Annotated in this window: 20 protein-coding genes; 8 read left to right on the forward strand and 12 right to left on the reverse strand. The window is 31.2% G+C overall.

The window, feature by feature from the left end; genetic code table 11:
* Positions 1 to 55 precede the first annotated feature (55 nt).
* Genes AC2D8I_RS00400 through AC2D8I_RS00410 form a run of 3 tightly spaced genes read left to right on the forward strand, consistent with a single transcriptional unit; the run spans position 56 to position 1950 of the window.
* Positions 56 to 349: a LytR/AlgR family response regulator transcription factor gene (locus AC2D8I_RS00400; RefSeq protein ID WP_484703973.1), complete on the forward strand. Its 294-nt coding sequence runs from the start codon at positions 56 to 58 to the stop codon at positions 347 to 349.
* On the forward strand, positions 350 to 832 hold the full coding sequence (locus tag AC2D8I_RS00405; RefSeq protein ID WP_484703974.1) for a LytR/AlgR family response regulator transcription factor: 483 nt from the start codon (positions 350 to 352) through the stop codon (positions 830 to 832).
* Entirely contained in the window at positions 832 to 1950 is a 1119-nt protein-coding gene (locus tag AC2D8I_RS00410; protein ID WP_484703978.1) for a sensor histidine kinase, read from the forward strand. Before AC2D8I_RS00405 ends, AC2D8I_RS00410 begins: the two co-directional genes overlap by 1 nt.
* Before the next feature lie 92 nt (positions 1951 to 2042).
* Here the strand turns inward: AC2D8I_RS00410 and AC2D8I_RS00415 are convergent, their stop codons facing one another.
* From AC2D8I_RS00415 to AC2D8I_RS00430, 4 genes are read right to left on the reverse strand one after another with little or no spacing between them, the layout of a single operon-like run.
* Positions 2043 to 4250, reverse strand: coding sequence for a PepSY domain-containing protein (locus AC2D8I_RS00415; RefSeq protein WP_484703982.1), 2208 nt, complete (start codon positions 4248 to 4250; stop codon positions 2043 to 2045).
* A gap of 11 nt (positions 4251 to 4261) precedes the next feature.
* Positions 4262 to 4753 (reverse strand): DUF2271 domain-containing protein, encoded by a 492-nt coding sequence (locus tag AC2D8I_RS00420; RefSeq protein WP_484703986.1) that lies wholly within the window; start codon positions 4751 to 4753, stop codon positions 4262 to 4264.
* A 4-nt stretch (positions 4754 to 4757) separates the two neighbouring features.
* A complete protein-coding gene (locus AC2D8I_RS00425) occupies positions 4758 to 6254 on the reverse strand; it encodes an ankyrin repeat domain-containing protein (RefSeq protein WP_484703989.1) in 1497 nt (498 codons plus the stop codon).
* 5 nt (positions 6255 to 6259) lie between these two features.
* Positions 6260 to 7165, reverse strand: a complete 906-nt coding sequence (locus tag AC2D8I_RS00430; RefSeq protein WP_484703993.1) for a DUF6607 family protein — start codon at positions 7163 to 7165, stop codon at positions 6260 to 6262.
* A 125-nt stretch (positions 7166 to 7290) separates the two neighbouring features.
* On the opposite strand from AC2D8I_RS00430, the gene AC2D8I_RS00435 reads away from it, so the two are divergent.
* From AC2D8I_RS00435 to AC2D8I_RS00455, 5 genes are all read left to right on the forward strand, one after another.
* Positions 7291 to 9417, forward strand: coding sequence for a TonB-dependent receptor plug domain-containing protein (locus tag AC2D8I_RS00435; protein ID WP_484703997.1), 2127 nt, complete (start codon positions 7291 to 7293; stop codon positions 9415 to 9417).
* 4 nt (positions 9418 to 9421) lie between these two features.
* Positions 9422 to 10828, forward strand: a complete 1407-nt coding sequence (locus tag AC2D8I_RS00440) for an HmuY family protein (RefSeq protein ID WP_484704001.1) — start codon at positions 9422 to 9424, stop codon at positions 10826 to 10828.
* A gap of 18 nt (positions 10829 to 10846) precedes the next feature.
* Positions 10847 to 12088 (forward strand): T9SS type A sorting domain-containing protein, encoded by a 1242-nt coding sequence (locus AC2D8I_RS00445; RefSeq protein WP_484704004.1) that lies wholly within the window; start codon positions 10847 to 10849, stop codon positions 12086 to 12088.
* A gap of 60 nt (positions 12089 to 12148) precedes the next feature.
* Positions 12149 to 13900, forward strand: a complete 1752-nt coding sequence (locus AC2D8I_RS00450) for an FG-GAP-like repeat-containing protein (protein WP_484704007.1) — start codon at positions 12149 to 12151, stop codon at positions 13898 to 13900.
* A gap of 95 nt (positions 13901 to 13995) precedes the next feature.
* Positions 13996 to 14274 carry a carboxypeptidase-like regulatory domain-containing protein gene (locus AC2D8I_RS00455; protein WP_484704010.1) on the forward strand — a complete coding sequence of 93 codons (279 nt, stop codon included), beginning with the start codon at positions 13996 to 13998 and terminating at the stop codon, positions 14272 to 14274.
* Between the two features lie 158 nt (positions 14275 to 14432).
* Here AC2D8I_RS00455 and AC2D8I_RS00460 read toward each other — a convergent pair whose 3' ends face one another.
* The 8 genes from AC2D8I_RS00460 to rlmD form a co-directional block, all read right to left on the reverse strand.
* Positions 14433 to 16166, reverse strand: a complete 1734-nt coding sequence (locus AC2D8I_RS00460; RefSeq protein WP_484704013.1) for a thiol-activated cytolysin family protein — start codon at positions 16164 to 16166, stop codon at positions 14433 to 14435.
* A gap of 585 nt (positions 16167 to 16751) precedes the next feature.
* Complete coding sequence (locus tag AC2D8I_RS00465; protein ID WP_484704015.1) at positions 16752 to 18032, reverse strand: acetyl-CoA hydrolase/transferase family protein; 1281 nt, start codon at positions 18030 to 18032, stop codon at positions 16752 to 16754.
* A gap of 335 nt (positions 18033 to 18367) precedes the next feature.
* Complete coding sequence (locus tag AC2D8I_RS00470; RefSeq protein ID WP_484704016.1) at positions 18368 to 18610, reverse strand: hypothetical protein; 243 nt, start codon at positions 18608 to 18610, stop codon at positions 18368 to 18370.
* Positions 18611 to 18774: 164 nt separating this feature from the next.
* Complete coding sequence (locus AC2D8I_RS00475; protein WP_484704017.1) at positions 18775 to 19818, reverse strand: serine hydrolase domain-containing protein; 1044 nt, start codon at positions 19816 to 19818, stop codon at positions 18775 to 18777.
* A gap of 794 nt (positions 19819 to 20612) precedes the next feature.
* Positions 20613 to 21533: a YeiH family protein gene (locus AC2D8I_RS00480; RefSeq protein WP_484704018.1), complete on the reverse strand. Its 921-nt coding sequence runs from the start codon at positions 21531 to 21533 to the stop codon at positions 20613 to 20615.
* A 76-nt stretch (positions 21534 to 21609) separates the two neighbouring features.
* Complete coding sequence (locus tag AC2D8I_RS00485; protein WP_484704019.1) at positions 21610 to 22494, reverse strand: LysR substrate-binding domain-containing protein; 885 nt, start codon at positions 22492 to 22494, stop codon at positions 21610 to 21612.
* A gap of 396 nt (positions 22495 to 22890) precedes the next feature.
* Positions 22891 to 23289: a GlcG/HbpS family heme-binding protein gene (locus AC2D8I_RS00490; RefSeq protein ID WP_484704020.1), complete on the reverse strand. Its 399-nt coding sequence runs from the start codon at positions 23287 to 23289 to the stop codon at positions 22891 to 22893.
* Positions 23290 to 24189: 900 nt separating this feature from the next.
* Positions 24190 to 25602: a 23S rRNA (uracil(1939)-C(5))-methyltransferase RlmD gene (gene rlmD / locus AC2D8I_RS00495; protein ID WP_484704021.1), complete on the reverse strand. Its 1413-nt coding sequence runs from the start codon at positions 25600 to 25602 to the stop codon at positions 24190 to 24192.
* Between the last annotated feature and the right edge of the window lie 2 nt (positions 25603 to 25604).

Below are 25604 nucleotides of genomic sequence, written 5' to 3' on the forward strand. Positions count from 1 at the left end.
TTATTGTATTGATTCGCTTGCTTTTTAGTATTTTTAAAGTCTAGTATTGATAAGAATGAAGATAAGTTGCTTGATAATAGACGATGAGCCTTTGGCAAGGCAAAGACTCATTAGTTTAATTAACCAAAAACCAGAATTAGAGTGTCAAGGGGAAGCTAAAACGGGAAAGCTGGCCATTGATTTGATTGTAGATAAAAAACCAGATTTAATTTTTTTAGACATCCAAATGAAAGATATGAGTGGTTTTGATGTATTGAAAGCAATCGAGGTCAAACCACCAGTGGTTGTGTTTGTAACGGCATTCGATCATTATGCGGTAAAAGCTTTCGATTTTCTAGCTTTTGATTAGTTGTTAAAACCTTTTAAAAAAGAACGGTTTAATCAATGTGTTGATAGAGTTGTAGAATATCTAGAGAAAGATAAAACGCATGTTTTTGATAACCGATTAGATAAGTTGCTAACTTATATGGATGATGAAATTGATAAGTCAAAAACAAATGTTTTTAAAAAGAGGTTAACATTAAGAGTAGGGAAAGAGGTTTTTTTTATAGAAACAAGTACTATAAAATATATTTTAGCCTCAGGAAGTTATATCGATATTTATACACCAGAGAAGAAATATGTTCAAAGAACATCATTAACAAATGCGCTAATGGATATAGATCCTGCTGCCTTTAGCCGTATTCATCGCTCTACTGTAATTGCTCTCAATTTTATGGATAAACTAATACACTCCGATTATGGAGAAATAGATGTGAAAATGAAGGATGGTAAGCTATTTAGAGTTAGTAATGGTTATAAAAAAGCATTTTTGAAAAAAATAGGAGCATAGTGAAGTCAAGAAAAATTATAGATTTACCTCTTTTAGGGTATTTGATATTATTCTACACATTGGCAGTGATTATTTCTGTTGCAAGACGAGTGTATTGGAAACTTATAAGCGACTCCTATCCAAGTTACCAGGCTATGAGTTGGGGCGATTTATTGTCTTATAGCATTATTCTAGATTGGGTAACTGTAATTAGTTTTATGATTATGATTAGTTACCTAACACAAAAAATGTTTGAAAAGAACTTGGGCTGGAAAAAAATAATTATGGTGCATCTGTTCTTTTCTTTAGTCATTGGTTATGTTATATTCTTTATGTCTGGTATAATAACTTTTTTTATTGAAGGCGACTCTTTAGATAGAGTCTTTCGCAATTTATCTATGGATCATTTTATGGCTGTAGTACACTTAAATTTTCTTACTTATGCTTCTATGATAGGAATCATAACCATTTACTACTATATAAAGAAAGTTAAGAATATCGAACTTCAGAAATCCCAATTACAAACTCAGTTAGCGAATACTAAGTTGCATGCATTGCGTTCCCAATTGCATCCACATTTTATGTTTAATACATTAAATAGTATCTCATCTATGATAGAAATAGATGCAGAGAAATCACAAAATCTAATTGCAGATTTTGGAGATTTGTTTAGAGAACTTATTGCTTTTAATGATAAAAACATGATTTCCTTAAGTAAAGAATTGGAATTATTAAATAAGTATCTGGATATTATATCTGTGCGTTTTTCCGACCATTTAACGATACACAAAAATATTGAAAGCGGATTAGAACACAGTCTCGTGCCAAGTATGATTATTCAGCCCATAATGGAAAATGCAGTGAAACATGGGTACTCGTACAATAATACGGAACTTCATATAGAACTGTCTGTTTTTCGAACCGAAAATGATATGACTATAGTTGTAAAAAATAATGGGACTGTTTTACACGCCGAATTTGAGACTTTATTAAATGAAGGGACGGGATTAAAAACAACCTATGAAAGATTAAAAAGCCTTTTTGGGAATAACTTTGTTTTTAATTTAAGGAATAACGAACAGCACTCTGGAGTTATAGTAACTATTAAGTTTCCTATAAACGATAAGGCGTTAATTTAATATTTTTCAGGATTAATTTAATATAAATAACATCGCATTTAAAGTGATTAAGGGTGTTTAATTTATAAAAGCTATTCTCGAGATATAATCTATTAATAACAATCCATTTTAATTTGTCCTTTAGTCTTAAATTCATTTAAAGGAGTGTTAAGCAAAGCAGTTGTTATTTGTTCTAAGGTTTCAAGAGTTTTACTTTGCATCGCAACGGAGCCACAAATCATAACGACTCCACCTTTTTGTAATATTTGAGAAATAAAATCAGATTGTTCTTTTAGTAAATCTTGAACGTATATTTTTTGTGCTTGGGTTTGAGAATAGGCAATATGGATACTCGTTAGTTTTTGGTTAGCAAAGGCTTTCTCTACAAGGTCTGTATACATCTCAAAAGATTCTTGAGTTCGCCCACCCCAAAATAAATGTGTTTTTATTCCTTTTTTAGGGGTGTCTATCATACCTAAAAATGGCGCTATTCCGGTTCCATTTGCTATCATTATTATTTCTTTAGCTTTGGTAGGGAAGTGAAAATCGGGGTTTTGTTTTATACTTGCAGTAATGAGGTCGTTATGTTTTAATTTATTAAGATAATTAGAGCACTTGCCTAAAGGATGTTTTTTTATACTTAAAAGGATGTTATTTCCTAATCTTCCTATAGAATATAGGCGCTCTATATGTTCGCCTTTAGGGTAAATAGAAAGTAAATCGCCAGAAGTAAATTTGATTCCTTTTTTAGGTTTTAGCTCTAATAAAAAAGAGTCGTCTTTGTTTATTTCTGTTCTATTCACAATCGTAAACGTTTTTTCTTTTTTTATTGTTTCCCTTTTTTGTGAAGGTGTAATTATTAGTTTTATTTCAGTGTTATTACTCCATTGTATACTCCAGTTTTTAAATGTTTCAAAACACTGATTATTTATTTTATGTAAAGGAATATTGGGGTTAAATTGAGGATGTAATTGCAGCATTGCATCTACCATTATCGCGTATTTACAAAACTCAGGATAATGTAAGGACCCAAAACCAACAATAGAATAGTCGAGGGGTTGTGTTTGAGAGATTTTATGGAACAGGTTTTCGAAATTTTTAGCATTAGTTGGTGGTTTTCCATCACCATAGGTTGCTGTGAAAATAATTAATCGTTTGGCTTTTTTATAAGAAGCGTATTGATTAAGCTCAGAAATATAGGCTGTATTTCCATTATTAATAAGCGCATTGTAAAACATTGATGCAAAACCAAACGTACTGCCGGTTTCCGACCCTACAAGAATAATATATTCGGCTTCGTCTTTATTGTATTTATTTTTAGGGATTAAACCTTTTCCTTCTCGTTTGCGTTTTAGCGTCATTGCAAATCCTGAGTAGATAAAAAATAGTATGGCACAACAGGTAAACAATAAAACCAAAGCCCAAAGTATAGAGCCTTGACCTGTATGTAACATTAAATTCCAATTTGTAACTAATGTTATAAAAGCCTGCTCTTGCTCGCTTACAATTTGCCCAGTATATTGATTAACAAGGATTTCTTTATTAGAAAGTGTAATGCGGAAATAGTCTTCGACATCTTCAGAAAAAGGAAACGCAATCTGTTTAACATTTGTTAAAGAAATAGTTTTGAATATTTCGAAATCTGCAACAGGAATTTTTGGCGCTTTTAAAGGGGGAGCTATGGTTACATTATGGGCTGTTTTGTCTTCTGGTAATAATGAGAATTTTTCTAATGATAAATAAATGCCAGACAGAGTAATAATTATGATGGGAATAAGTGTATACCTTCCAATAATGATGTGATAGTATTGATTGAAATTTTCATTAACAACTTTAGAAAAAAAAGGCCTTAGACCGCCTTGTCTTTTTACAATTAAAAGAAGGCCGGTAATTGCCATTAAAAGCAATAGAAAGGAGATGAATCCAATAATGAAACGTCCGGTAGATTTTAAGAATAATGAGCGGTGTAGTGTTGTAGCGAACTTAAATATAGGGGCTTTTTCTATAATAGGGCCTAACTTTTCACCATTTAATATATTTATATAAAAGGCTTCATAATCTCCTTTTTTTGTAATAACCGATGCCGATACAAAATCATTATGATCTACATCAATAGAGAGGACTTCGCTATATCGTTCTTTTAAAACCGTTATAGTTTGAGACAACGAAACGTGATCTGCATTATTTATAGCATAGGGTTTTAGCTGATTAGAAATAGGTTCTAATGCTAAAATAATACCAGTTAAAGCAGCTAGTGTTATGAATAGAAAAGAAGATATAGCCAAGGTTAAATGGCTATATCTCCAGATTGAAATGGTCATTTAGAAATGTGTTATTGCGGCATCATACGTACATAACGAATAAAACCTTTGCCTTCAATTTTACTTTTAATGGTTTCTGAAGTGAGTTCAAACTCTACATCGTCTTTATAATATTCTTGATCCTCTACAGCCGATTCAAAGCGTATTTTATAACCGTTATTTATTTTATCATCATCGATAGAAATTACACTTACGGCACGTCCTCCACCACTTATGGTAGCACCAGTTATAGCATCTACATTAGTCCGTTTCTTACCTTGAAATTTCCACCATTCTGTAATATCAAAGTACCATTCATCATCATCGCCTTGTACATATAGTGTTTTTTCATAATTACCCTGAGGGTCTAATAACGAAATTGCAATGTATGCGCCTTCACCGTTATAATTGGTCATTTGTATCATACATTTATAAGCACTAGATTTGGCTGTGAAACCAGAAAACAACACAAATGCAAATATGAGAAAAGGGAGTGTTTTAAAAAGCGTTATATTTTTATTCATTGTTCTATTTTAAAAAGTCAATATTAATATTATTTTCTTGTAAGAGCTCATTTTCTTTTGCTAAATCGTATACGGATTCGTTAAAATCTGTTTTTATATTTTTATCTGCACCAATACTTAGTAAGTACTTTATAGTCGATTGATCTTTGGCTTTCATCACGGCTTTGTGTAATGGAGTGATTCCTTCATTATTTTTAGCATTAACATCGATATTAAGATTACTAAGTATTTTTAAAGCATTTAAATCATTTTTTTCTAGAGCTAAATGATATAAGGTGTTGCCGTTTCTTTGTGGTTTAGTAATATCTAATCCTTTTTGAGTAAGTATTTCTAGCTTTTTATTGAATATAGCTTCCTTTTTAGGGTTATAAGATTTTATTAAATAATAAGCAAGAGTATTACCGTTGGTATCAACAATATTAACCTCTAAACCTTTACTAATTAAAAACGCAATGGTTTCTGGGGTATTACTTATGGATTTGGTTAAAGCAGAAATCCCATTTTTATTAGTATGGTTAATGTCTTTTGTTTTGTTTAATAATAATGTAATAACTTCTAATGAGTTTCTTCGTGAGGCATTTATTAATGCTGTATTTCCTTCGTTATCTTTTTGATTTACGTTTACGCCCTTATTTATAAAAAAGTTTAACGTTTCTATATCTTTGTTCCCATAAGCTAAATAGTGTAAAGGTGTTTTGCCATCTTTATTGGTAATATTGACACGGATACCTAAGTGTTCCAAATATTTCAAAAATTCTAACGAATTATATCCATTTCTAGAAGGATAACTAGCCAATAAAATCGCGTTACCTCCATTAGTGTTTAAATTTTTATAAGGAAGCTCTTTTTTTATTAGTAAGGCTAACATCTCTTTATTGCCATTTTTTGCGACATAGTTAAATAAGCCATTACCATTATTATCGGTGCTTTTAATATCTAAACCTTTGGAAACAAAATAATCAATTAAGTCTAAGTCTTTTAAATGTGGCGCTAGTAATAATAAAGCATTTGCGCCATTATTATCCTTATCATTTTTTATAGCTATACCATTTTTAATACATAAATCGTAGATTTTTTTATTTGTTTGCCCTGTAGCAGCTGCAAACGTTAATACCGAATAATGATGAGAATCCTTTAAATCCGTTCTGGCGCCTTTGGAGATTAGGTATTGCATCAATTCTAAATTATTTTTGTAAGCAGCCCAAAACAAATACGTCCTTTTGTCGTGTGTTAACTTGTTAACACTGTTACCTTCTTTTGTTAGTAAATACTCAATCACTGTATTGGGCGCTTTCTCAAGAATAGCATACGTCACAGCATCAAATCCATTGGTATTCAGTTTTGTAGCATCATGACCTTTGGCTATTTCTTGCTCAACAACTTGTATTGTAGGATTTGTTTTCCAAAAGTCTCTATCTAAAAAAATATTAGATTTTTGAGCTGTAGCACTGATTGTTACAACCAAAAAGAATAGCCCGAAAAAAGTTTTTATATTACACATGGTTTTTATTCTTTTATAAAAGACTCAATGGTTTTGTTAATCTCTTTATCTTTAGTAAGTTCGTTAGAAAATAAGTGTTTGTACAGTTGTTTGTTACTTACTTTAGATTCCAACGCTAGGTTTTTATTTCTATTATAAACTTCAGACCATTTGTTTCTAACAAGTGCCCACTTTTCATCATTTGTTTTCCACCAATCTTGTGCGGCTTTACATTTGCTATCCGCAACTTTTACATAAGTATTATAGCCTTTTTCTTTTGCTAATACGATATCTTCTTTGCCTTTTTGACGAATCACTTTTTCATTATCTTGATCATGTACCCAACCTGTTTTGGTGATTTCATGTCTGTTTCCTCTAGCGGTAATATTATAGTCACTTCTTTTAGTATATTCTCGTCTTGGTAACGGAGCATCTGTTGTGTTTTCCCAATAACTCTTTCCATCTACATGTACCCAAGTTGCTGTGCCTTCATAACGAGGGCTATCATCTACTTGGTAAACTTTCTGAGTCCATTGGCCTTTAACTTCAGGTTTTAATTTACTAACATAATTCCATGTATTATCGCCATTAAACATATAAAAATCTGTGTTTTGATAAATCCAGTCTTGCCTCCAGTGTTTTACAATGTGTGGGTGTTCAGGACTACCAACTTGTAATAAGTGCTGAATGGATATTTTATTTTTATCATCTTCAATTAATTGTGCCCACTCTAGAGCTTTATCGTTTTTTGTTTTCGATGGTTTATAGAGCGAATCGTTGCTATAGTTAAAAGTCTCTGCAAAATTGAAGGTAACTTCAAAACAACCGCACATAGCTTTTATTGCTTTTTGGTCTTGTTTTTTCTTGTTCTGGGCATTTAAAGAGCTAAAGACTGCCAAGTTAATGATAAAAAATAATGCTATTCTGTTCATTTTAAAAGGTTTGTTTTTGTAAGTGGTTTTTTTTTAATTTTTTTACTACCCTTATTTAGATTGAATAAAAATAAGATATATATTTGCAGCAAATTTAATTAAGAATGGGTCTAAATAAAAATTATTTGACGATTTATTTTTCACTTTTTATAGTTGGTTGTGCTTTTGCTCAAAACTCTTATGAAGTCGTTCAAGATTCAACAGATAGAGAAACGCTGAAAGAGGTTGTTATAACAGGGCAATATAATGCACAATCAGTAAAAAAATCGGTTTTTGAAGTCAAGGTTATTAATAGGAAAGAAATAGAGCAGCGGGCAACAAATAATTTAGCCGATCTTTTAAATCAAACCTTAAATATAAACATTACACCTAATACATCTAATGGTAAATCTGGAGTAAGTTTATTTGGGTTAGATGCTCAGTATTTTAAGATTTTAATAGATAATGTTCCAATTATAAACGAAGAAGGTGTTGGTAATAATATAGATTTAACTTTAATTAATCTAGACGATGTACAACAAATAGAAATCGTAGAAGGCGCAATGGGGGTGCAATATGGCGCAAATGCAGTATCGGGAGTAATAAATATTATTACTAAAAAAGCATCCTACCATAAAACAGAGATTAATACTTACATACAGGAAGAAACTGTCGGGGATGAATATGAGTGGTTTGATAAAGGAAGGCACATTCAGTCTGTAAAAATAAATCATAATTTCACAGACAGGTGGTATGGAAATATTAGTTACACTAGAAATGATTTTGGAGGATTTTGGGATAACAGAAAAGGAGCGATTTATGATAAGAATGACAGTTTAAGAGGACATTTGTGGTTGCCAAAAGAACAACATAATGCGAAACTGTTATTAAATTATAAAAGGGAAGGGTTTAATTTATTTTACAAGTTCGACTACCTGAACGAGCGTATAGATAAATATAATGCTAATGTAGATTTAAATGAAAATCCAGCGACAGGCACAAGCGATCCTTTGGCTTTAGATGAGGTTTATAAAAACAACAGATATATACATCATTTAAACAGTAATGGACTTGTATTTGATAGGATCAATTATAATATTTCATTGTCTTACCAAGAACAAACTAAAGATATTGAAACTTATACTTATCGTATTAGGTATGATGAGAAATTGAATAGGTTAGAAGGCGAGTACTTATCTAGAAAAGCATTATTTTCAAGAGGAACGTTTAGTAATTTAATTCCTGCTAATAGTTTCAATGTACAGGCAGGTTATGAGTTTACAAATGAAGAGGGTTTTGGGTCGCCTTTAGCTATAACTGTAGCGCCAGATGATGATACTGTAACACAACGTTTAAATAATTATGATGTCTTTGCGTCTTCAGAAATAAATGTAAGTAATCAATTTTCATTGCGTTTAGGTTCACGGGCGTCTTTTACAAATTTATTCGATACCCAATATGTATTCTCACTAAGCTCAAAATACATATTTAAAAATGATTTAGAATTAAGAGCTATAATAGGATCGGCTAATAGAACACCTAATTATGATGAGCTGTTTACTTATTTTGTTGATGTTAACCATAATGTTCAAGGTAACCCCAATTTAAATCCAGAAAATGGGGTATCAGCTTTTATACATCTAAAGAAAAAATACAGCTTACTTAAAGATGAATTATATTTAAAAAGCAAGCTAAGCGCTTCTTATATAGGTGTTAACGATCGTATAGAACTCATTGTTGTAGAACAAACGCCTTTAGCATCTCAGTATAATAATATAGATAGTTATAAGTCTTTTGGTGTATTTTCGGAAAATACATTACACTATAAAAGAATACAGTTACAATTGGGGGCTTCTGTTTTAGGGATTTCTAAGATTTTAGATAGTAGTGTAAAATCAAAAGATGATTTTCTCTACAATTTTCAATTGAATAGTAATATAAATTACCTCGTCTCAGACTGGGGTACAGCTTTTTCTCTTTATTTCAAATATGTCGGTAAGGAGTATCAATTTGTAGAAAAAACAAATGCACAAGGCAATCAAGAATACCAAAAAGGAACAACCGATGGTTATAGTTGGTTAGATGCAACGGTAAAAAAATCATTTTTAAATAAGAAGGTAGCGGTCACAGCAGGAGTAAGAAATATATTAGATGTCTCCTCTGTAAATACTACAGCTTTTTCTGGGGGAGCTCATAATGGGCCACCAACAAACTTATTATTAGGTTATGGCCGATCCTATTTTTTAAAATTAGCTTACCATATAAATTTATAGTGATATGAAAACACCATATTTTAATTTTTTAGTTTTAATGTTATGTACTATAACATTTTTATTTAGCGCATGTAGTAAGGATGATAGCCTAGAACAAGATGCTTTTGTTGTTGCTTTTAAAAACTTATCCAAGAATTTAATGGATATTGAAAATGAAGAAACAATTACACTGGTATATTCTGAAAAAGCGATTCAAAATGGAAGTGTTACAATTCGGGTAGATCCTAAAGAAATGACTTATGGTACGGATTTTAGTACGGTTCCAGAAATAATAAATAACACGATTGAACTTACTATTGTAGATGGAGAAGTTCAAAACACAATACAATTCAAGAAATTTAATACTGTTTTTGATGAAACTGCTGAAGTTAAATTTACCATTACAGGTATAAATTATAATAATGCTAACATTCAAGGCAATACGAACTTTTTAATTAATGCATCTGCATCGTTGGGCGGAAGCATAAATGCTGAAGTTGGTGGTCCTAATGAAGGGAATCAAGTGTTTGTAGACTTAAGCAGTCAAAAAACAACCCCTATTCAAAGAGATTCTTGGGATCTAGGGTTTTATGGCGGCGATGAATTTAGAGTCGCAATAAATGGTTCTATTTATATGGCAGCTAAAGCTTTGTCTACAACAACTATAGATGCCGTAACAGAAGCTGATGTTGAAAATATGCAACCTCTTGTGGCTATTGGCACTTTCGACCCAATTAATGTGTCTTATATCGACGCCCCCAATGGAAGTATTTTAGAAACTGCTATTGGCGAAATTTCAGAGAATAATAATGAAAATCCAGTATACCTCCTAAATCTCGGTTATGAAGTGGGAACCACGACACCTACTATAGGAAGTATTGCGATTGCAGGAGCAGCAAGAGGATGGAAAAAAATTAGAATTTTAAGAGCGGGGAATAATTACATATTGCAATATGCCGATTTAAATGCGACCTCTCATGAGGAAATTACAATACCTAAAAACACCGATTATAATTTTAACCATTTTAGTTTTAATACAAACACGTTAGTTGATGTAGAACCTCAAAAGAAAAAATGGGACCTCTGTTTTTCTATTTTCACTAATATAATAGATGGAAGTGGGAGTTATGGGTTTTCTGATTTTGTTTTTCATAACAGAAAAGGAGACGTCTTAGCTTATAAGGTGGATACTACCGATTTTATTTACGAGGAGTTTTCATTGTTAAATGTTATCGAATCTCATTTTTCACAGGACCAAACTATAATAGGCGCTAGTTGGAGAAGTGTATTTGATGGCGGAGCAGTGTATACAGATCGTTTTTACATTTTAAAAGATGTCGATGATAATATATATAAAATAAAATTTAAGGGATTAACCAATAGTAACGGAGAACGTGGTTATCCTGAATTCGAGTACAAACTTTTACAATAAATTTTTAAATAAATTACAATGAACACAAAATTACAATTTTTATTCGCATTGTTGTTAAGCCTAAACTTTGTTGGGGCTCAAGAAACAACAGTAAATACAAGTATGGGAGCTGGTTACACCAATCAAGTTTTCTATAAACTTAGCACGCAAACAGAAACTACTTTTGCGGCCAATTCATGGGATATTGCTTTTTTAAGAGTGAGCGCTTTTAGTCAAGCCATTCGCGTTAATGCTGGCGCAGGTATTGAGGTTTTTGAAGCCTCTAATGATATTGCTAATTGGAATACTATCGCTGTTGCTAATGAAGCTACATGGACAAAACTTTATAATAGCGATACTGTCTGGGATGAAGGGGCTTTTTCTAATGGTTCTGCTACCTATGGTTGGGGAGAGTATAATGTTGTTACGCATACCGTAAACGGAACGGTTATTTTTGTACTTAAATATGCAGATGGTACTTATAAGAAATTTATAAACGAGAACTATTCAGGAGGTTATACTTTTAAATACAGTACATGGGATGGCGCTGCTTGGAGTGCAGATCAAACAGTAACAGTCGCGAATACGAGTAACCCAAACCATAAATATAACTACTATTCATTACAAAATAATGCAGAAGTTATTGCAGAACCAGCCATTGCAGATTGGGATTTAAAATTTACACGATATTATACCGTAATCCCTCCAGACACACAATACCTTGTTACAGGGGTGTTGCATAATGATGAAGTTGAAATCGCAGAAAACGATGAGCCAGATGGAATGCTAGCAAACCCGAACTTAACTTATGCTACAGATATCAATACTATTGGTTACGATTGGAAGGCGTTCACCGGAGCGGGCTTTTCTGTTGATTCTAACAAAGCCTTTTATGTTAAATATACAGATGGAACTATTTATAGATTATATTTTACAGAGTTTATAGGAAGCGGATCTGGCGATTTAACATTTAAATTTGAAGATGTAACAAATAGTTTGAGTATTCAAAAAGTTTCAGAGAATGTCTCTTTTGGAATTTATCCAAATCCATCAACCACAAAAAAAATAAACCTAGTTTATGATGTAAACAAATTAAACGCTAATCAGAATGAAGTTTTAATATATTCTACTACAGGTCAAAAAGTGTTTGAGTCAAAAGTAAACAACCAATCAGGGTTTTATAACAAAACACTTGATTTATCATCTTTAAGAAATGGTGTTTACCTTTTGCAATTTAAATCAGGGGATTACGTAACCACAAAAAAAATAATTCTTAACTAATCTTTAATTAAAAAAGGGAGCCTCAAAGCTCCCTTTTTTAGTAGCATTTAAAAATGTATTATGAAAATAATAAAATTATTATTGCTGTTTATCCTATTTGTTAATACTACATATGGACAGCTATTTACACCAGAACCAACTATTATTGATGATTTTTTTTACCCTTCAATAGATTGGGGGGATTATGATAGCGATGGCGATAAAGACCTTGTTATATCAGGAGCTGTGGATACTTCAGGAGATCATTCAGCAGATACAAGTCGTATTATAATATATAATAATAACAATGGCGAGTTAACAGTATTACATACTCCTGATATATATGGACTTCATTTGGGGAGTGTTAAATTTATGGATATCGATAATGATAACGACTTAGATTTAATTTCATCTGGGCAGAATTACAGCAATATAACTAACTATTACCTTACTGTTTATGAAAATATAAATGGAACATTTTCTGTAAAACAGCAATTAGAAGGCACGGTTTACGGTTCGCTAGATTATGGCGATTATGATAATGATGGCGATTTAGATTTATTGGTAACAGGGGCATACCAATCTAATACAGGAGCTTCTAAGATAACACAGATTTATAATAATGATAATGGAACTTTTACAAATATAAATATGGTATTGCCTGGCGTTCAAAATGGGAACGCTCAGTTTGCCGATTTCGATACCGATGGCGATTTAGATCTTTTAATAATGGGATTAGATGATAATGATTCCTATGTATTAAAAACGTTCTTTAATAACGGAACTGTTTTTGTTGAAGAGCAGACCTTACCTGGAATGTACTTGGGATGGTTTACTCTAGGGGATTATGATAATGATGGCGATCTAGATTTTGCTATAATGGGAGATGATACTAATGATGATTATGCTGCAAAAATCTATACAAACGATTCTGGGCGTTTTTCAGAATTAACAGCGTTAACAGGAATCGATAATTCGAGTGGGACAAACCCAATGGGATGGGGCGATTATGATAATGATGGGGATTTGGATTTAGTCATTTCTGGAACAGATGAAGATTATAACGATATTACTCATTTGTATAAAAATGAGAATAATATTTTTTCAAAAGTAAATGAAGGCTTGGTAAATCTAGGTGGAAGTGCAAGTTTGTTTTGGTCAGACTATGATAATGACAATGATTTAGATTTACTTATTTCTGGTTTTTTTGACGATTCTAATTATGCATCACAAACCATTTTACACCAAAACACTATTGCTACAATTAATATAAAACCAGAAGCACCAACCAATTTATCAAGCCAAATAAATGCAGATAACTCCATTACTTTTTCTTGGGATACTGCTACAGACGACCTTACACCAAGTAATGGACTCCATTACTTATTAACTGTGGGAACATTAGAAAATGGCTCTGAAATCGCATCATATAAAGTGTATGGTAATTCTTGGACTATTAAAAACTTAGTAACGGCTAATTATTATTGGTCTGTTAGTGCCATAGATACAGCTTTTGTTTTATCAGACAAGGCTTCAAATCAGACATTAAGTGTCAATACAATGTCTCCACAAATGTCTTTTGGTGTTTATCCTAATCCATCATCTATAAATAAAACAATCCATTTAATGTATAACACTAAGGCATTAAATTCTAATACAAATAAAATAACAATCTACTCTATTTTAGGGGAGAAAGTATACGAGGAAATTCAAGATAAAAATTTAAATATTAGCTCCAAAACATTAACTCTATCCAATTTAAATAAGGGGATTTACGTGCTAGTGTTTAAATCAGGAAGTTTTACTGCAACTCGTAAACTAATTTTAAAATAAAATGAAAACCCAATTATTAAGTATCTTAACGTTAGTGTTATTTAGCACTCTGTCTTTTGCTCAACAAGGACGTGTTAAGGGAAAAATAGTCGATAATGCCGAGATCACCTTGCCAAGGAGTTAATGTATATATTAAAAATACAACTTTAGGAGTGCAATCTAATGAAAATGGTGCGTTTGAAATTACAAATGTATTAGCCGGAGACGCAACTCTTGTTATTTCTTATTTAGGATTTAAAACCAAAGAAATTAATATAACATTATCTAATGCTGAAGTTAAAGATTTAGGAAGCATTATTTTATTTGAAGGAAATGAAATCTTATCCAAAATTGTTTTAATCGATAGAATTCCCCGAGGCTCTGCCTCGAGGTAGTTCATTGAAAGGGTTTGTTTTATATAAATAGTTGATTTTCTTACATTTTTTGGCGAGGAAATCCTAAAATATTAGTTATGATAATTAAAGACTATAAATAAAAACAACCTGAACAATACAGCTATTGCTCAGGTTGTTTTTTAAAACATTTTTTACTTTTAGTCTATAAAATAAATACTATAATAAAGACTTAAAGGGCTTTTACCACCATAATAGTAGCCATCTACAGCATTCCAAAATTCATGCGGATTACTAGCGTTGTTTGTATTGGGTATTGGGGTTTCAGATTGACTGTCTCCATAACCTAACCATTGTTCTCTTTGTGCATTATATTCGTAAATAACAGCAGAAGTCCCATCTTCTCCCGATCTAATAATACACGAAGAATCACATTCTCCAACGATAGATACGACCCTAAAACGAGAGCCATTGAATTGATCGACTTCAAAATCTCTAAATTGACTTCCATTACGAATAACATAGAAGTTTCCAAAACCATATAAATCTAATACAGTATGTTCATAATTATATCCCCAACTAATAGGAGATGTTACATCATACCAGCTATTTGTAGGGTTATTAAACTTTTGTACTTTAAAAAAACCGTATAATTCCATTCCTGAAGTACCATGATCGTATGAGTAATAGTTTGTTAGCACAGTTAGTGGGTTAAATCGTACAGTTCTTCTGGATACTAAATCACAATTCCGTTGTGTATAAGAAACATTACTGGTCACCTTAAAAGGGCTATTGTTAGATACATAATTTGCTTTATAAGAAATAGGGTAGCCAGGATTTGTACTAGAGACGTCGGCACCATTTGTTAGAAAATCACCAATAGCATCTAAGTTTCCTGCCATCGCTTGTAAACCCGCAATAATGCCAGCTTGTGCGTTCCCTCCAATTTGCTTAACTTTAACAGTAGCGCTATTTAAAGTTTGGTTGTATTTTATTGAGGTATCGGCATTAATATCTCCAATGGTACCTTTGTAGGCAAAATTTATTGCAGCAGATACATCTCTAGCGCTTTCGTTGGATTCGTATATAAGTGTAAACAATCTACCGTAGGTAACCGATTCAATATAACCAGATGGATTAGCTACATCATTAGGTACATTTTGGTAGTCGGTTATATAATTACTCAAATCATTAGGAGTTACAGAGGCATTAAACCAACCGTTATGTCCTATTAAGCCAGCTTTTGGTGTAACGTGAGCTGTGAAAAAGCGTTGTTTTAAAGTCACAACATAACGTGTTTTTTGCTCGTTAAAATTAATGCCTAATTCGCCAGCAATTGTTACTCCATAACCTGAGTACCCTGCGTTTAAGGCAAATTGTAAATCACTAGCATTGTAAATGCGTTCTATAGAAACCTCAAATGCCGCAGGAAAAGAAGCACCAGAGTCATAATAGTTATTTAAAATGCCATTTAACTCATCTCTAACTGTTCCAGGAGTAGGAGACGTAACAATAGTAGAGGTGGACGCAGAAGTTCCTGAAATGACATCCAATCCAATTTCTATAGCATTCCTATTTTCTCCATAATAAGGAACGGAAGCAGGAGCGCCTTCTTGTATTGTTCTTAACCCTACTATATTTCCTGGCCAAAGAAGACTTCCATTGGGGTTTATTAAGAAAAAATCGGAGTCTGTTTTGTCAAAACTTACTTCTTGATCCACGCAGTTTACTTCTACTAAATCTTTTGAAGTAATGTCATTTTTTACCTCTTTTATACTTAAATTGCTAACTCCATCCGGAATATCTTCATTTAAAAGTTGATTAAAAGTTTTTTTAGAAATCTTATGCTCTATATGAAAGGGTTCTTCATTTGAACATGATATCATGAGTGTGATTACACATAATGTTAGTGCGATACTAGTTATATATTTCATAAAGTTTTTATATTAAGATTGTATTAAAATAAGGAAGACTATATTGTTTTCTTTGAATACGATAATAACTGAATAAAACAGTATTTAACTTAAAGGAAGTAGTTCTAGATAGGTTAAAATTTGCATTAGTAATTCCTATAACTATTGTACTTTACAATGCTATTCTATGACCTATCGAGGGGTGTTTTATCACTTACTTTGAGTTGGATAATTAAAATTAGAGCAACTAGTATACTTAAATTATAAAAACATTACCAGACAACAAAAATAGTTTTCTAATAGAAAAATACGATTTTTCTGATAAAAAATAATAATGTATTTTGTTTAATGTTAAAATATTATAAAAATAATAATATTTTAAGTTGTTGTTTAGTGTTTTAAAAAGTATTAATAACGAATAAGAGAAAAGACTAATTATTAATGAAATAATTGGTTTTAATTGAAAAATAAAATGGATACTATATGTTTCTAATAGCGCGTGGGAATTAAAAAGAGACTAAAGGAGTTAAGGCGTAAAAATAGAAAAAGGCATTAAATATTTTAAAATAATTTAATGCCTTTTTAAGGGGTTTGTTTAAATGCTTATTAAATTGAAATTTTTGAATCTTCGTATACAGTCTTGCATAAAAATTCTCGATCTTCTGGATGCGCTATAGCGATCATTTGTTTGGCACGTTCTTTTAAGTTTTTTGCATAAAGCGAGGCTATTCCATATTCCGTTACAATATATTGCACGTGTGCTCTTGTTGTTACCACTGAAGCTCCTTTTTTAAGACTAGGTACAATACGTGGAATTCCTTTATTTGTTCTTGAGGGTAGGGCTAAAATAGCTTTACCTCCTTCAGAGAGCGTCGCGCCACGAATAAAATCCATTTGGCCACCTACGCCTGAGTAGTGTTTTGTACCTATAGAATCGGCGCAGACTTGACCATATAAATCAATTTCAATGGCACTATTTATGGCGGTTACTTTAGGATTCTGACGTATTGTTCTGGTATCATTAACATAGCCTACATCATTCATGTTTACAATAGGATTCTTATCTATGAAATTATATATCTTTTTTGTGCCAAAGGCAAAACCAGAAACTATTTTTCCTGGGTCTGTAACTTTTTTACTACCATTTATAATGCCTTTTTCTACAAGGTCTATTATGCCATCAGAACACATTTCTGTATGAACTCCTAGGTTTTTATGATTGTTAAGATACGAAAGTGCGGCATTAGGAATTCCGCCAATACCCATTTGTAAAGTTGCACCATCTTCTACCAAACCCGCAATGTGTTTACCTATGCTTTTTTCTGTTTCAGTAATAGGTTTACTTTTTATTTCAAATAAAGGATCGTCAACCGGTATATACGCATGTATTTTATTGATGTGAATGATCCCGTTTCCATGTACAAAAGGCATGTTAGGATTAACTTGAGCTATAACATATCTTGCAGTATCTATTGCTGCATTTGAGATATCTACCGAACAGCCTAAAGAGCAATACCCTTTAGCATTGGGTTTTGAAACAGTAACTAATGCTACATCAATGGGCATTTTTCCACGCCTAAACAAATTTGGAATCTCACTAAGGAAAATAGGGATGTAATGGGCTCTACCATTTTGTACATAACGCCTTATGTTGTGTCCAACAAAAAAACAATTGATTTTAAAATTATTCTTATACTTCTCACTGGCATAAGGGACAGGACCTTCTGTATGAGCAGAAATAATTTCTACATTTTCCAACTCCGAGTGTCTGTTAGTCATAGCTTCTATTAATCTAGCTGGAGCAGCAGCAGCAGTATGAATAAAAACACGATCTCCTGATTTGATTATTTTAACAGCCGCTTCAGCTGTTGTTTCGTATGTAATCATAATTGTATTGTATTTCTAATACAAAAATAATTATTTGTATTCGTTCTAAATAATTATTTATGTTATAATAATGCTTTTTTATTAGATTTTTAAGTATTGTATGTAGGCTAGAATATTTAAAAATAAATCAATTAGATTAATTGCTCTTAGGAGCATTTAATTTTACTCTGTTTTTAAGAGTAAAAAAGTAACTTTAATATTTTTTTAAGCTTTTAGCTAATTTTATAACATTCAGAAGTAGTTTTTTTCCTATTCCTTTGCCTTAAAAGACGTCTAAAACATAATATTTTTCTAACTCTATTGCATTATTATTTTTATATCAGTTTGTGCCTGCTCTATGTTTTTTTTATATATCCAACAGTTTCATTGTTTACAATAGCAACATAAAAAGTTGAAAGCTTTTCTGTAATTTCATAGGTAAGTTTTTCTTTATTAAAAGCGTAGTTTAGATACGATTGCATGTTTTTAGCACTATTTCCTGAAGCGAAGGCTTTTTTATAGGTTTGTTTGCTAATGTGTTGCAATTTATTTAGATCCGTTAGATTTACTTTTTGAAGTTTTAACTCGTTAATGTTCATTATAAATATGATTTTTATTGATAATTAATATATGTAGTAGCATTTGTATTAGAAAAATAAGAGACTATGAGTTTTTTCTCATTTTAATCAGCACAATTTAGGTTTAAATATAATGGTGAAAAAAACTTAAAGACAGGGGGTTTTACATATAAGAATTAGTAAAGCTATTTATTAGCATGATGTTCTTTTTTCAATATTTTGACAATACGATTTATTATTATCTCCGATAAATTCCATTCATACCCATCAAAATTAGTTGTATTCATAAATTGAACAACGACAGTATCTATGTCTTTGTGGTACTCGGCTAGGCTTTGGTATCCAGGAACTAAGCCACCATGCTCATATACATAGATAGAAGTGTAGATTTCTTTTTCTCCAGTATTAAATACAGTCCCATCGTTTAAAGCTCTTAAGAATATTCCCACATCTTCAGCCGTTGCCAGCATACCATTTTCATTGGTTTTGAAATCTGTTTCAAGGCCAACATAATAGCCACTCATAACATTGTCTAGATTGACTTCTTTAAGTGAAAAAAAAGTGTTGTTTAATTGTAGTGGAATTAATATTTCTTCTTTAATATAGTCCTGATGGTTATAACCTAGTATTTTATCCATAATAAGACGAAGTAATAAATAATTGGTATTTGAGTATTCATAGCCTTTATCTGGTTCAAAATTAGCTGGTAAATCAAGCGCAAAATCAAGCGCTTTTTTATTGTGTTTTTGTTCGTCTTCCCAAAAGTTAGGATGGTTGGTGAAATTAGGAATCCCGCTTCGATGCTGTACCAGTAATTTTAAAGTTATTTTTTCGGCATTTTCTATTCTATCGCTGAGTTCCGGAAGATAATTACTAAGGGTGTGGTCTAAAGATAAGCGCTTGCTTTTTACAAGCTTAGCTATAGAAACAGCAACGTATAGTTTACTAATACTTGCAATTTTAAATAAAGCCTTTGGATCGGCAGGTATTTTTTTATTACGATCTTTCCATCCGCTGACATAAGATAAAGGTGGTTTCCCAGCCTTATCTATATAAAGAATCATTCCATCAAATCCGTAATCAATCACTTCATTGACTTGTTCTTGAATTGTATTAGGGAGTGGTAAAACCCAAGCTTTAACTAAAACCCATGGTACAAACCATAATGAGGATATACTTGTTATTATAAATACTATTCTTAGTATTTGTTTGGTTTGTTTTTTTTCCATAAGATCTAAATAAAACTGATTAATAAAAATTAATAACTTGTTTTAAATTTAATATTTTCAATGTTTATCTCCTGTTTTTTTACAACTAGTAATTAAAAGAATAGTTCTGAATACATAGTATAATTGATTCATAGTGATTGGTTTTATAATAAGATAGGTTTCAAAAAATAATTTAATAAATAAGAAGCTTAAAAACTTAAAGATAAGTGTAATCTTTTATAGTTATAAAATTTGAAAAATGTTTTTTAAAAGTATATTGAAGAAGGAATAATACTAAAAGCTGTAAGTAATAACTTACGGCTAATTTTAACTAATAATGGATTTGGGAAAATTATTAATCATTACTATAGACGAAAAAAATAAACAGTCTTACAGGCTTGGGTAAGGTTCTTGAAAATAATATAAATAAAAAAAACACCTTACTATTGTTCAGGTGTTTTTTTAAGTGTTAGAATAAATTCCCTAAAATTTATTCACTACAATTACTTAATAATTTATTCACTGCAAAGAAAGTAGTTTAAAGGCTAAAAAGAGTAAGTGTTTTCATTACTATTTGTAAGGCAAAAAATAAATTTTTTTTTAAAAATTACAGTTACTTTTATTGTATAATTAATTATAGTTTGTGATGCTATTAAGTTGTAATACGCTCTATGTTTTTTATAGTCTTCTGGAGAAGAGATAGGAGATATTTTACTTGATTTATGTTTAGTGTTTAAAATAGTAGTTGCTATATTAAGATTAATATGAGAATAGGCATGTGTTTATCTTAAATTTTTAAAATCAGTATATTGGATTTAGATTAAGATATAGGCTAATGAAAATATTGAAATAAATAGCCATAGCGAAAGCGCTAAAACTATCGGTTTTATTCCTGTCGTTTTCAAGTCTTTTGTAGAAATAGTAGAGCCTACAAGAAATAGAGTTAGTATTAGTAAGCGTTTAGATATTAAAACAATAATATTGGTAGTTGTCTCTGGTAAAAGATGGTAACTATTTATGATAATAGCGAGAATAAATAGAATAATAAAATATGGGATTTTAATTTTTTTGCCTTTTGTTTTAAAAAGAAACATCGAAAAAATGGATAAAGGGATAATCCATAACATTCTTGATAATTTTACTGTTGTAGCTATTCGTAATGCTTCTTCGCCGTAATCCAATGACGCTCCAATAACAGAACTCGTATCGTGTATTGCTATTGCGCACCATAAACCAAACTGTTCCTGAGTTAACTGTAGAAAATGCCCAACAGCTGGAAACACAAATAGTGCAATAGAATTTAAGAGAAACACAACAGCTAAAGCAATACTTATTGTTTTACTTTTAGCCTTTATAATTGGTGAAATGGCAGCAATTGCACTACCGCCGCAAATCGCAGTTCCTGAGGTGATTAAGTGCCCTAGTTTTAAATTCATTTTTAAAAACTTCGTTAATAGTAGACCTATGCCTACCGTTAATAGTATAGAATAAATAGTTAAGCTTAAACCTGCTTTACTGGTGTTTAATGTTTCGTTTATATACATTCCGAAACCCAATCCTACGACCGAAATTTTTAGAAAATAATGAATGGCTTTGTGACTATAACTTTTAAATGAATTGTTAAAAAAAAGAGTATATAGAAAACCTAGGATTAATGCTGTTGGGCTGTTTATAAATCCTAAAAGCGCAATTGTACTTATAAGAAAGTAAACTGTTTTTGAGATATTATCTTTCATATCATTACGTATTATTTGATATAAAAGTAAATCATATTAATAACCTTTAAGTAAATTAATTAGTTATGTTGGATAACTAAAAGTTATAATTGTGACGAATGAATTTTTTGAAATATTCAAAGGTATTGGAGAGGTATCCTGTTCTGTTTATAAAATAAAACCATCTTTCAATACTTAAATCTTTAATGTCTATTATTTTGAGTTTGTTATTTATCAAATCATCAGATACAGAATGTAACGAAAGTAGTGCATAATGGTCTGAATTGTATAAATAATTTTTAATAGCTTCAGTACTATTAAAAAACACGACAGCGTTAAGTTTTTTAACTTTATGTTTTAATAAAAAGGTCTCTATTATTACTTTCGTGCCAGAGCCTTTTTCACGATCAACCATTGGAATTTTTTGTAAGGTTTCTATATCAATACTGCCTTTTTTATAGGTGTTATTATTTATATTCGTGACAAGAACAATTTCATCCTTGATGAATTTTTCAAATTGTAATTTGGGATTTTTACTACTTCCTTCTGTAATTGCAAAATCGATCTCTTCATTTAAAATTAAATTTTCAATATTTTCAGAATTATTACTAATTACATTAAATTTTGTTTGTGGAAATTGTACTCTAAATTTTGCAATTACTTTGGGAATAATATAGTTGGATAAAGTTGTGCTTGCTCCAAAATTAATAATTTCTGGAAAGGCGTCTTTTTTATGTAGGAATTTCTCGTCCATTTCAGCATAAATCGCTAATATTCTATTGGTATAGGTAAGAAATGATTTTCCTTCTGTTGTTAATTCAATCGCGTTTCTTTTTCTTATAAATAGGGTGGTTTTAAAATCGTGCTCCAAATTTTTAATGGTTTTGGATATTGCGGGCTGAGATAGATATAATTGTTCTGCAGCTTTAGTGAAACTTAACTGTTTGGCAACAATTTTGAATATATGTAATTTGGTTTTCATGAGCTATTTAATTCAGAAACATCTACAGGTTAAAATTGCATTAAGCGGATAACTTAGATTTTGTATTTAATAGTTTAAAGGTAAGTGTAATCTTATGTTGTTGTATAGATTAATTCTTTTTTTTGCTACTTTTTTAATCCTCTGTAACCTTAGTAAAGGTGAAATAGATTTGTTTGGATATCGCTTGTGGGGTCGACATACGGATTTTAGTATTAACTATTTTCTTTAGATTATATTAGTAAAAAAGGAAAACGCCTTAAGAAAGGCGTTTTGAAATGGTTTTTAAGAAGAGGACTCTATGTTTTAGTTTAGGTGTCTATGATTCTTTTTTTTGCTTTTGAAAATAAAGAATTTGACCCTCACAAAAAATGAGAGATCAAGCAATCTTATCTATTATTAGATGGTCGATGCACCAGCTTCAGCAACAGTATGGTCGTTTTCAACCGAACTTCCACTAACTCCAATCGCACCAATAATTTCACCTGATGCATTTTTAATAGGGACTCCACCAGGAAAAGTAATCAATCCATTATTTGAGTGTTCTATATTAAATAAAGGTTGACCTGGTTGCGATAATTCTCCAATAGTACCAGTATTCATATCAAAATAGCGTGCTGTTTTAGCTTTTTTAATTGAGATATCTAGTGAGCCTAACCAAGCACCATCCATTCTAGCAAATGCGACTAGGTTTGCTCCAGCATCAACAATGGCAATATTCATTTTTGTATCTATTGCTATAGCTTTTTGTTTTGCTGCTACAATAGCTTTTTCTGCTTGTTCTAATGTAATATTCATGATTTTTTTAATATTATTATACTGTTGTAAATATGTTTTTAGTGTTAAAATCTTGTTTGTTAAGAAGGTTAGTTTGGATCCATTAAAGATTTAGACTTTACACTGCATTGGGATCTAAATTATAGATTATGGTTTGCTTCTATGAGGTTTTTAATTAAAGATTTTCAAAAATACGGTTCTATAAATTACTTTCCAAAGGTCTTTTTTATAGTTTCAATAGCTTTTTTTTAAGTCTAAAAATTAGTTTCCGTTACTGTTTGTAAAAAAAAGAGGCAAGTGTTTTATAACGTTAATTAAAGACGTGTCTTTTCACTTGTTTTCAACTTTAATACTTTTTTTGTACTATTTTTTTATTGTCTTTTCATTTTATCAAGTCTACAGAACCTTTCTTGTTTAACCTTTTATTCCTGTTTAATAGAATTGTTTTTTTGAGTTGATAAATTAATTCGTAAAGAAATAATCTTTTAGAAGCTTTGGTAAGCTAATATGTTTTTACAATTACGCGTCCGTAAAATAGAAGGTGGGTGTGTTTTGTTCGTATCAATCTGCTGGATTTGATTTTACTCCAACAGGAAAGAAAGTTGATTAGTCACTTTTTTTAAATATCTTAATTGAAGCTATTTCAGGAAAGTAAATATTTTAAAAATACTCTTCAAAATTATTTTTGAAGAGTATTTTTTGTTTCAAGCATTTATTTTCTTTAAAAAAAACAGCATTACATTACGAATTAAATACTATGGATGTATATGGCATTAGCGTCTGTAGCTCGCTCTTTTTAGAGTACCTCTAAATTTGATTAACATTTTATTCCTTATGTATGGTTCAGTAGAGGGCAAAAAAGAAGTTAACAATGCATAATAAATACAATAATATTAGAGTCGTATTTTTATAGTTTGTGACCTATCTTAATTCTAGTAATACAATGTTTTCAACGTGGTGAGTTTGTGGAAACATGTCTACCGCTTGGGTTCTTGTGACTTTGTAAGTTGCATCCATTAGCGCTAAATCCCTTGCTTGAGTAGCACTATTACAGCTTACGTAAACTACTTTTTTTGGCGCCACATTTAATATTTGTTGTACTACATCTTTATGCATACCGTCTCTTGGGGGATCTGTAATAATAACATCTGGCTGCCCATGCGTTTCTATAAAACTTTGATTGAAAACGTTTTTCATGTCTCCAACATAAAAGTCAACATTATTAACGTTATTTAATTGTGCGTTTTCTTTGGCTGCTTTTATGGCATCTGGTACCGATTCTACACCAACAACTTTCTTTGCTTGTTTAGAGACAAACTGGGCTATAGTTCCGGTTCCTGTATAGAGATCGTATACTAATTCACTGCCTTTTAAACCTGCAAAATCGCGAGTTAATTTGTATAATTCATAGGCCTGTTCCGAATTGGTTTGGTAAAAAGATTTCGCATTTATTTTGAATTTTAAACCTTCCATTTCTTCAAAAATATGATCTTGTCCTCTGTAGCAAATCACATCTTGATCATATATAGTATCATTTGCTTTTTCGTTAATGACATATTGTAAAGAAGTGATTTGTGGAAATGTTTCAGCAAGAAAGTCTAAGAGCAATTCTCGTTTTTTCTTGTCTTCTTTAAAAAATTGAATCATTACCATAATGTCACCTGTAGAGGATGTACGAATCATCATCGTGCGCAATAATCCTGTTTGATTGCGTGTATTAAAAAAATCTAATTCATTTTCAATAGCAAAAGTCTTAACAGCATTTCTTATGGCATTTGAAGGATCTGCTTGAAGGTGGCATTTTTTTACATCTAAGATTTTATCCCACATACCAGGAATATGAAAGCCTAAAGCATTTCTATCTCCAAGATCTTCATCAGATTGTACTTCTTCAATTGTCAACCAGCGAGAATCGCTAAATGAAAATTCCATTTTATTTCTATAAAAATACTGATTTGAAGCTCCTAATATTGGAGTTACCTCCGGGAGCTCTATATGTCCAATGCGTGTTAAATTATTGGTAACTTCTTTTTCTTTATAGAATAATTGGTGTTCATAGCCCATATCCTGCCATTTACAACCACCACAAGTGCCAAAATGCTCGCAAGCAGGGCTTGTGCGTTTATTCGATAGTTTATGAAATGCGATGGCTTTACCTTCATAATAAGCTTTTCGCTTTTTAAAGGTTTGCACATCTACAACATCACCTGGGACCGCATTAGGCAGGAAAATAACTTTACCATCTTCAGCTTTTGCAATTGTTTTTCCTTTTGCACCTGCGTCTACAACTTCTACGTTTGTAAAAATTTGTTTTCTCTTGTTTCTTCTTGACATAA

This window comes from Lacinutrix sp. YIN62 (assembly GCF_057219185.1).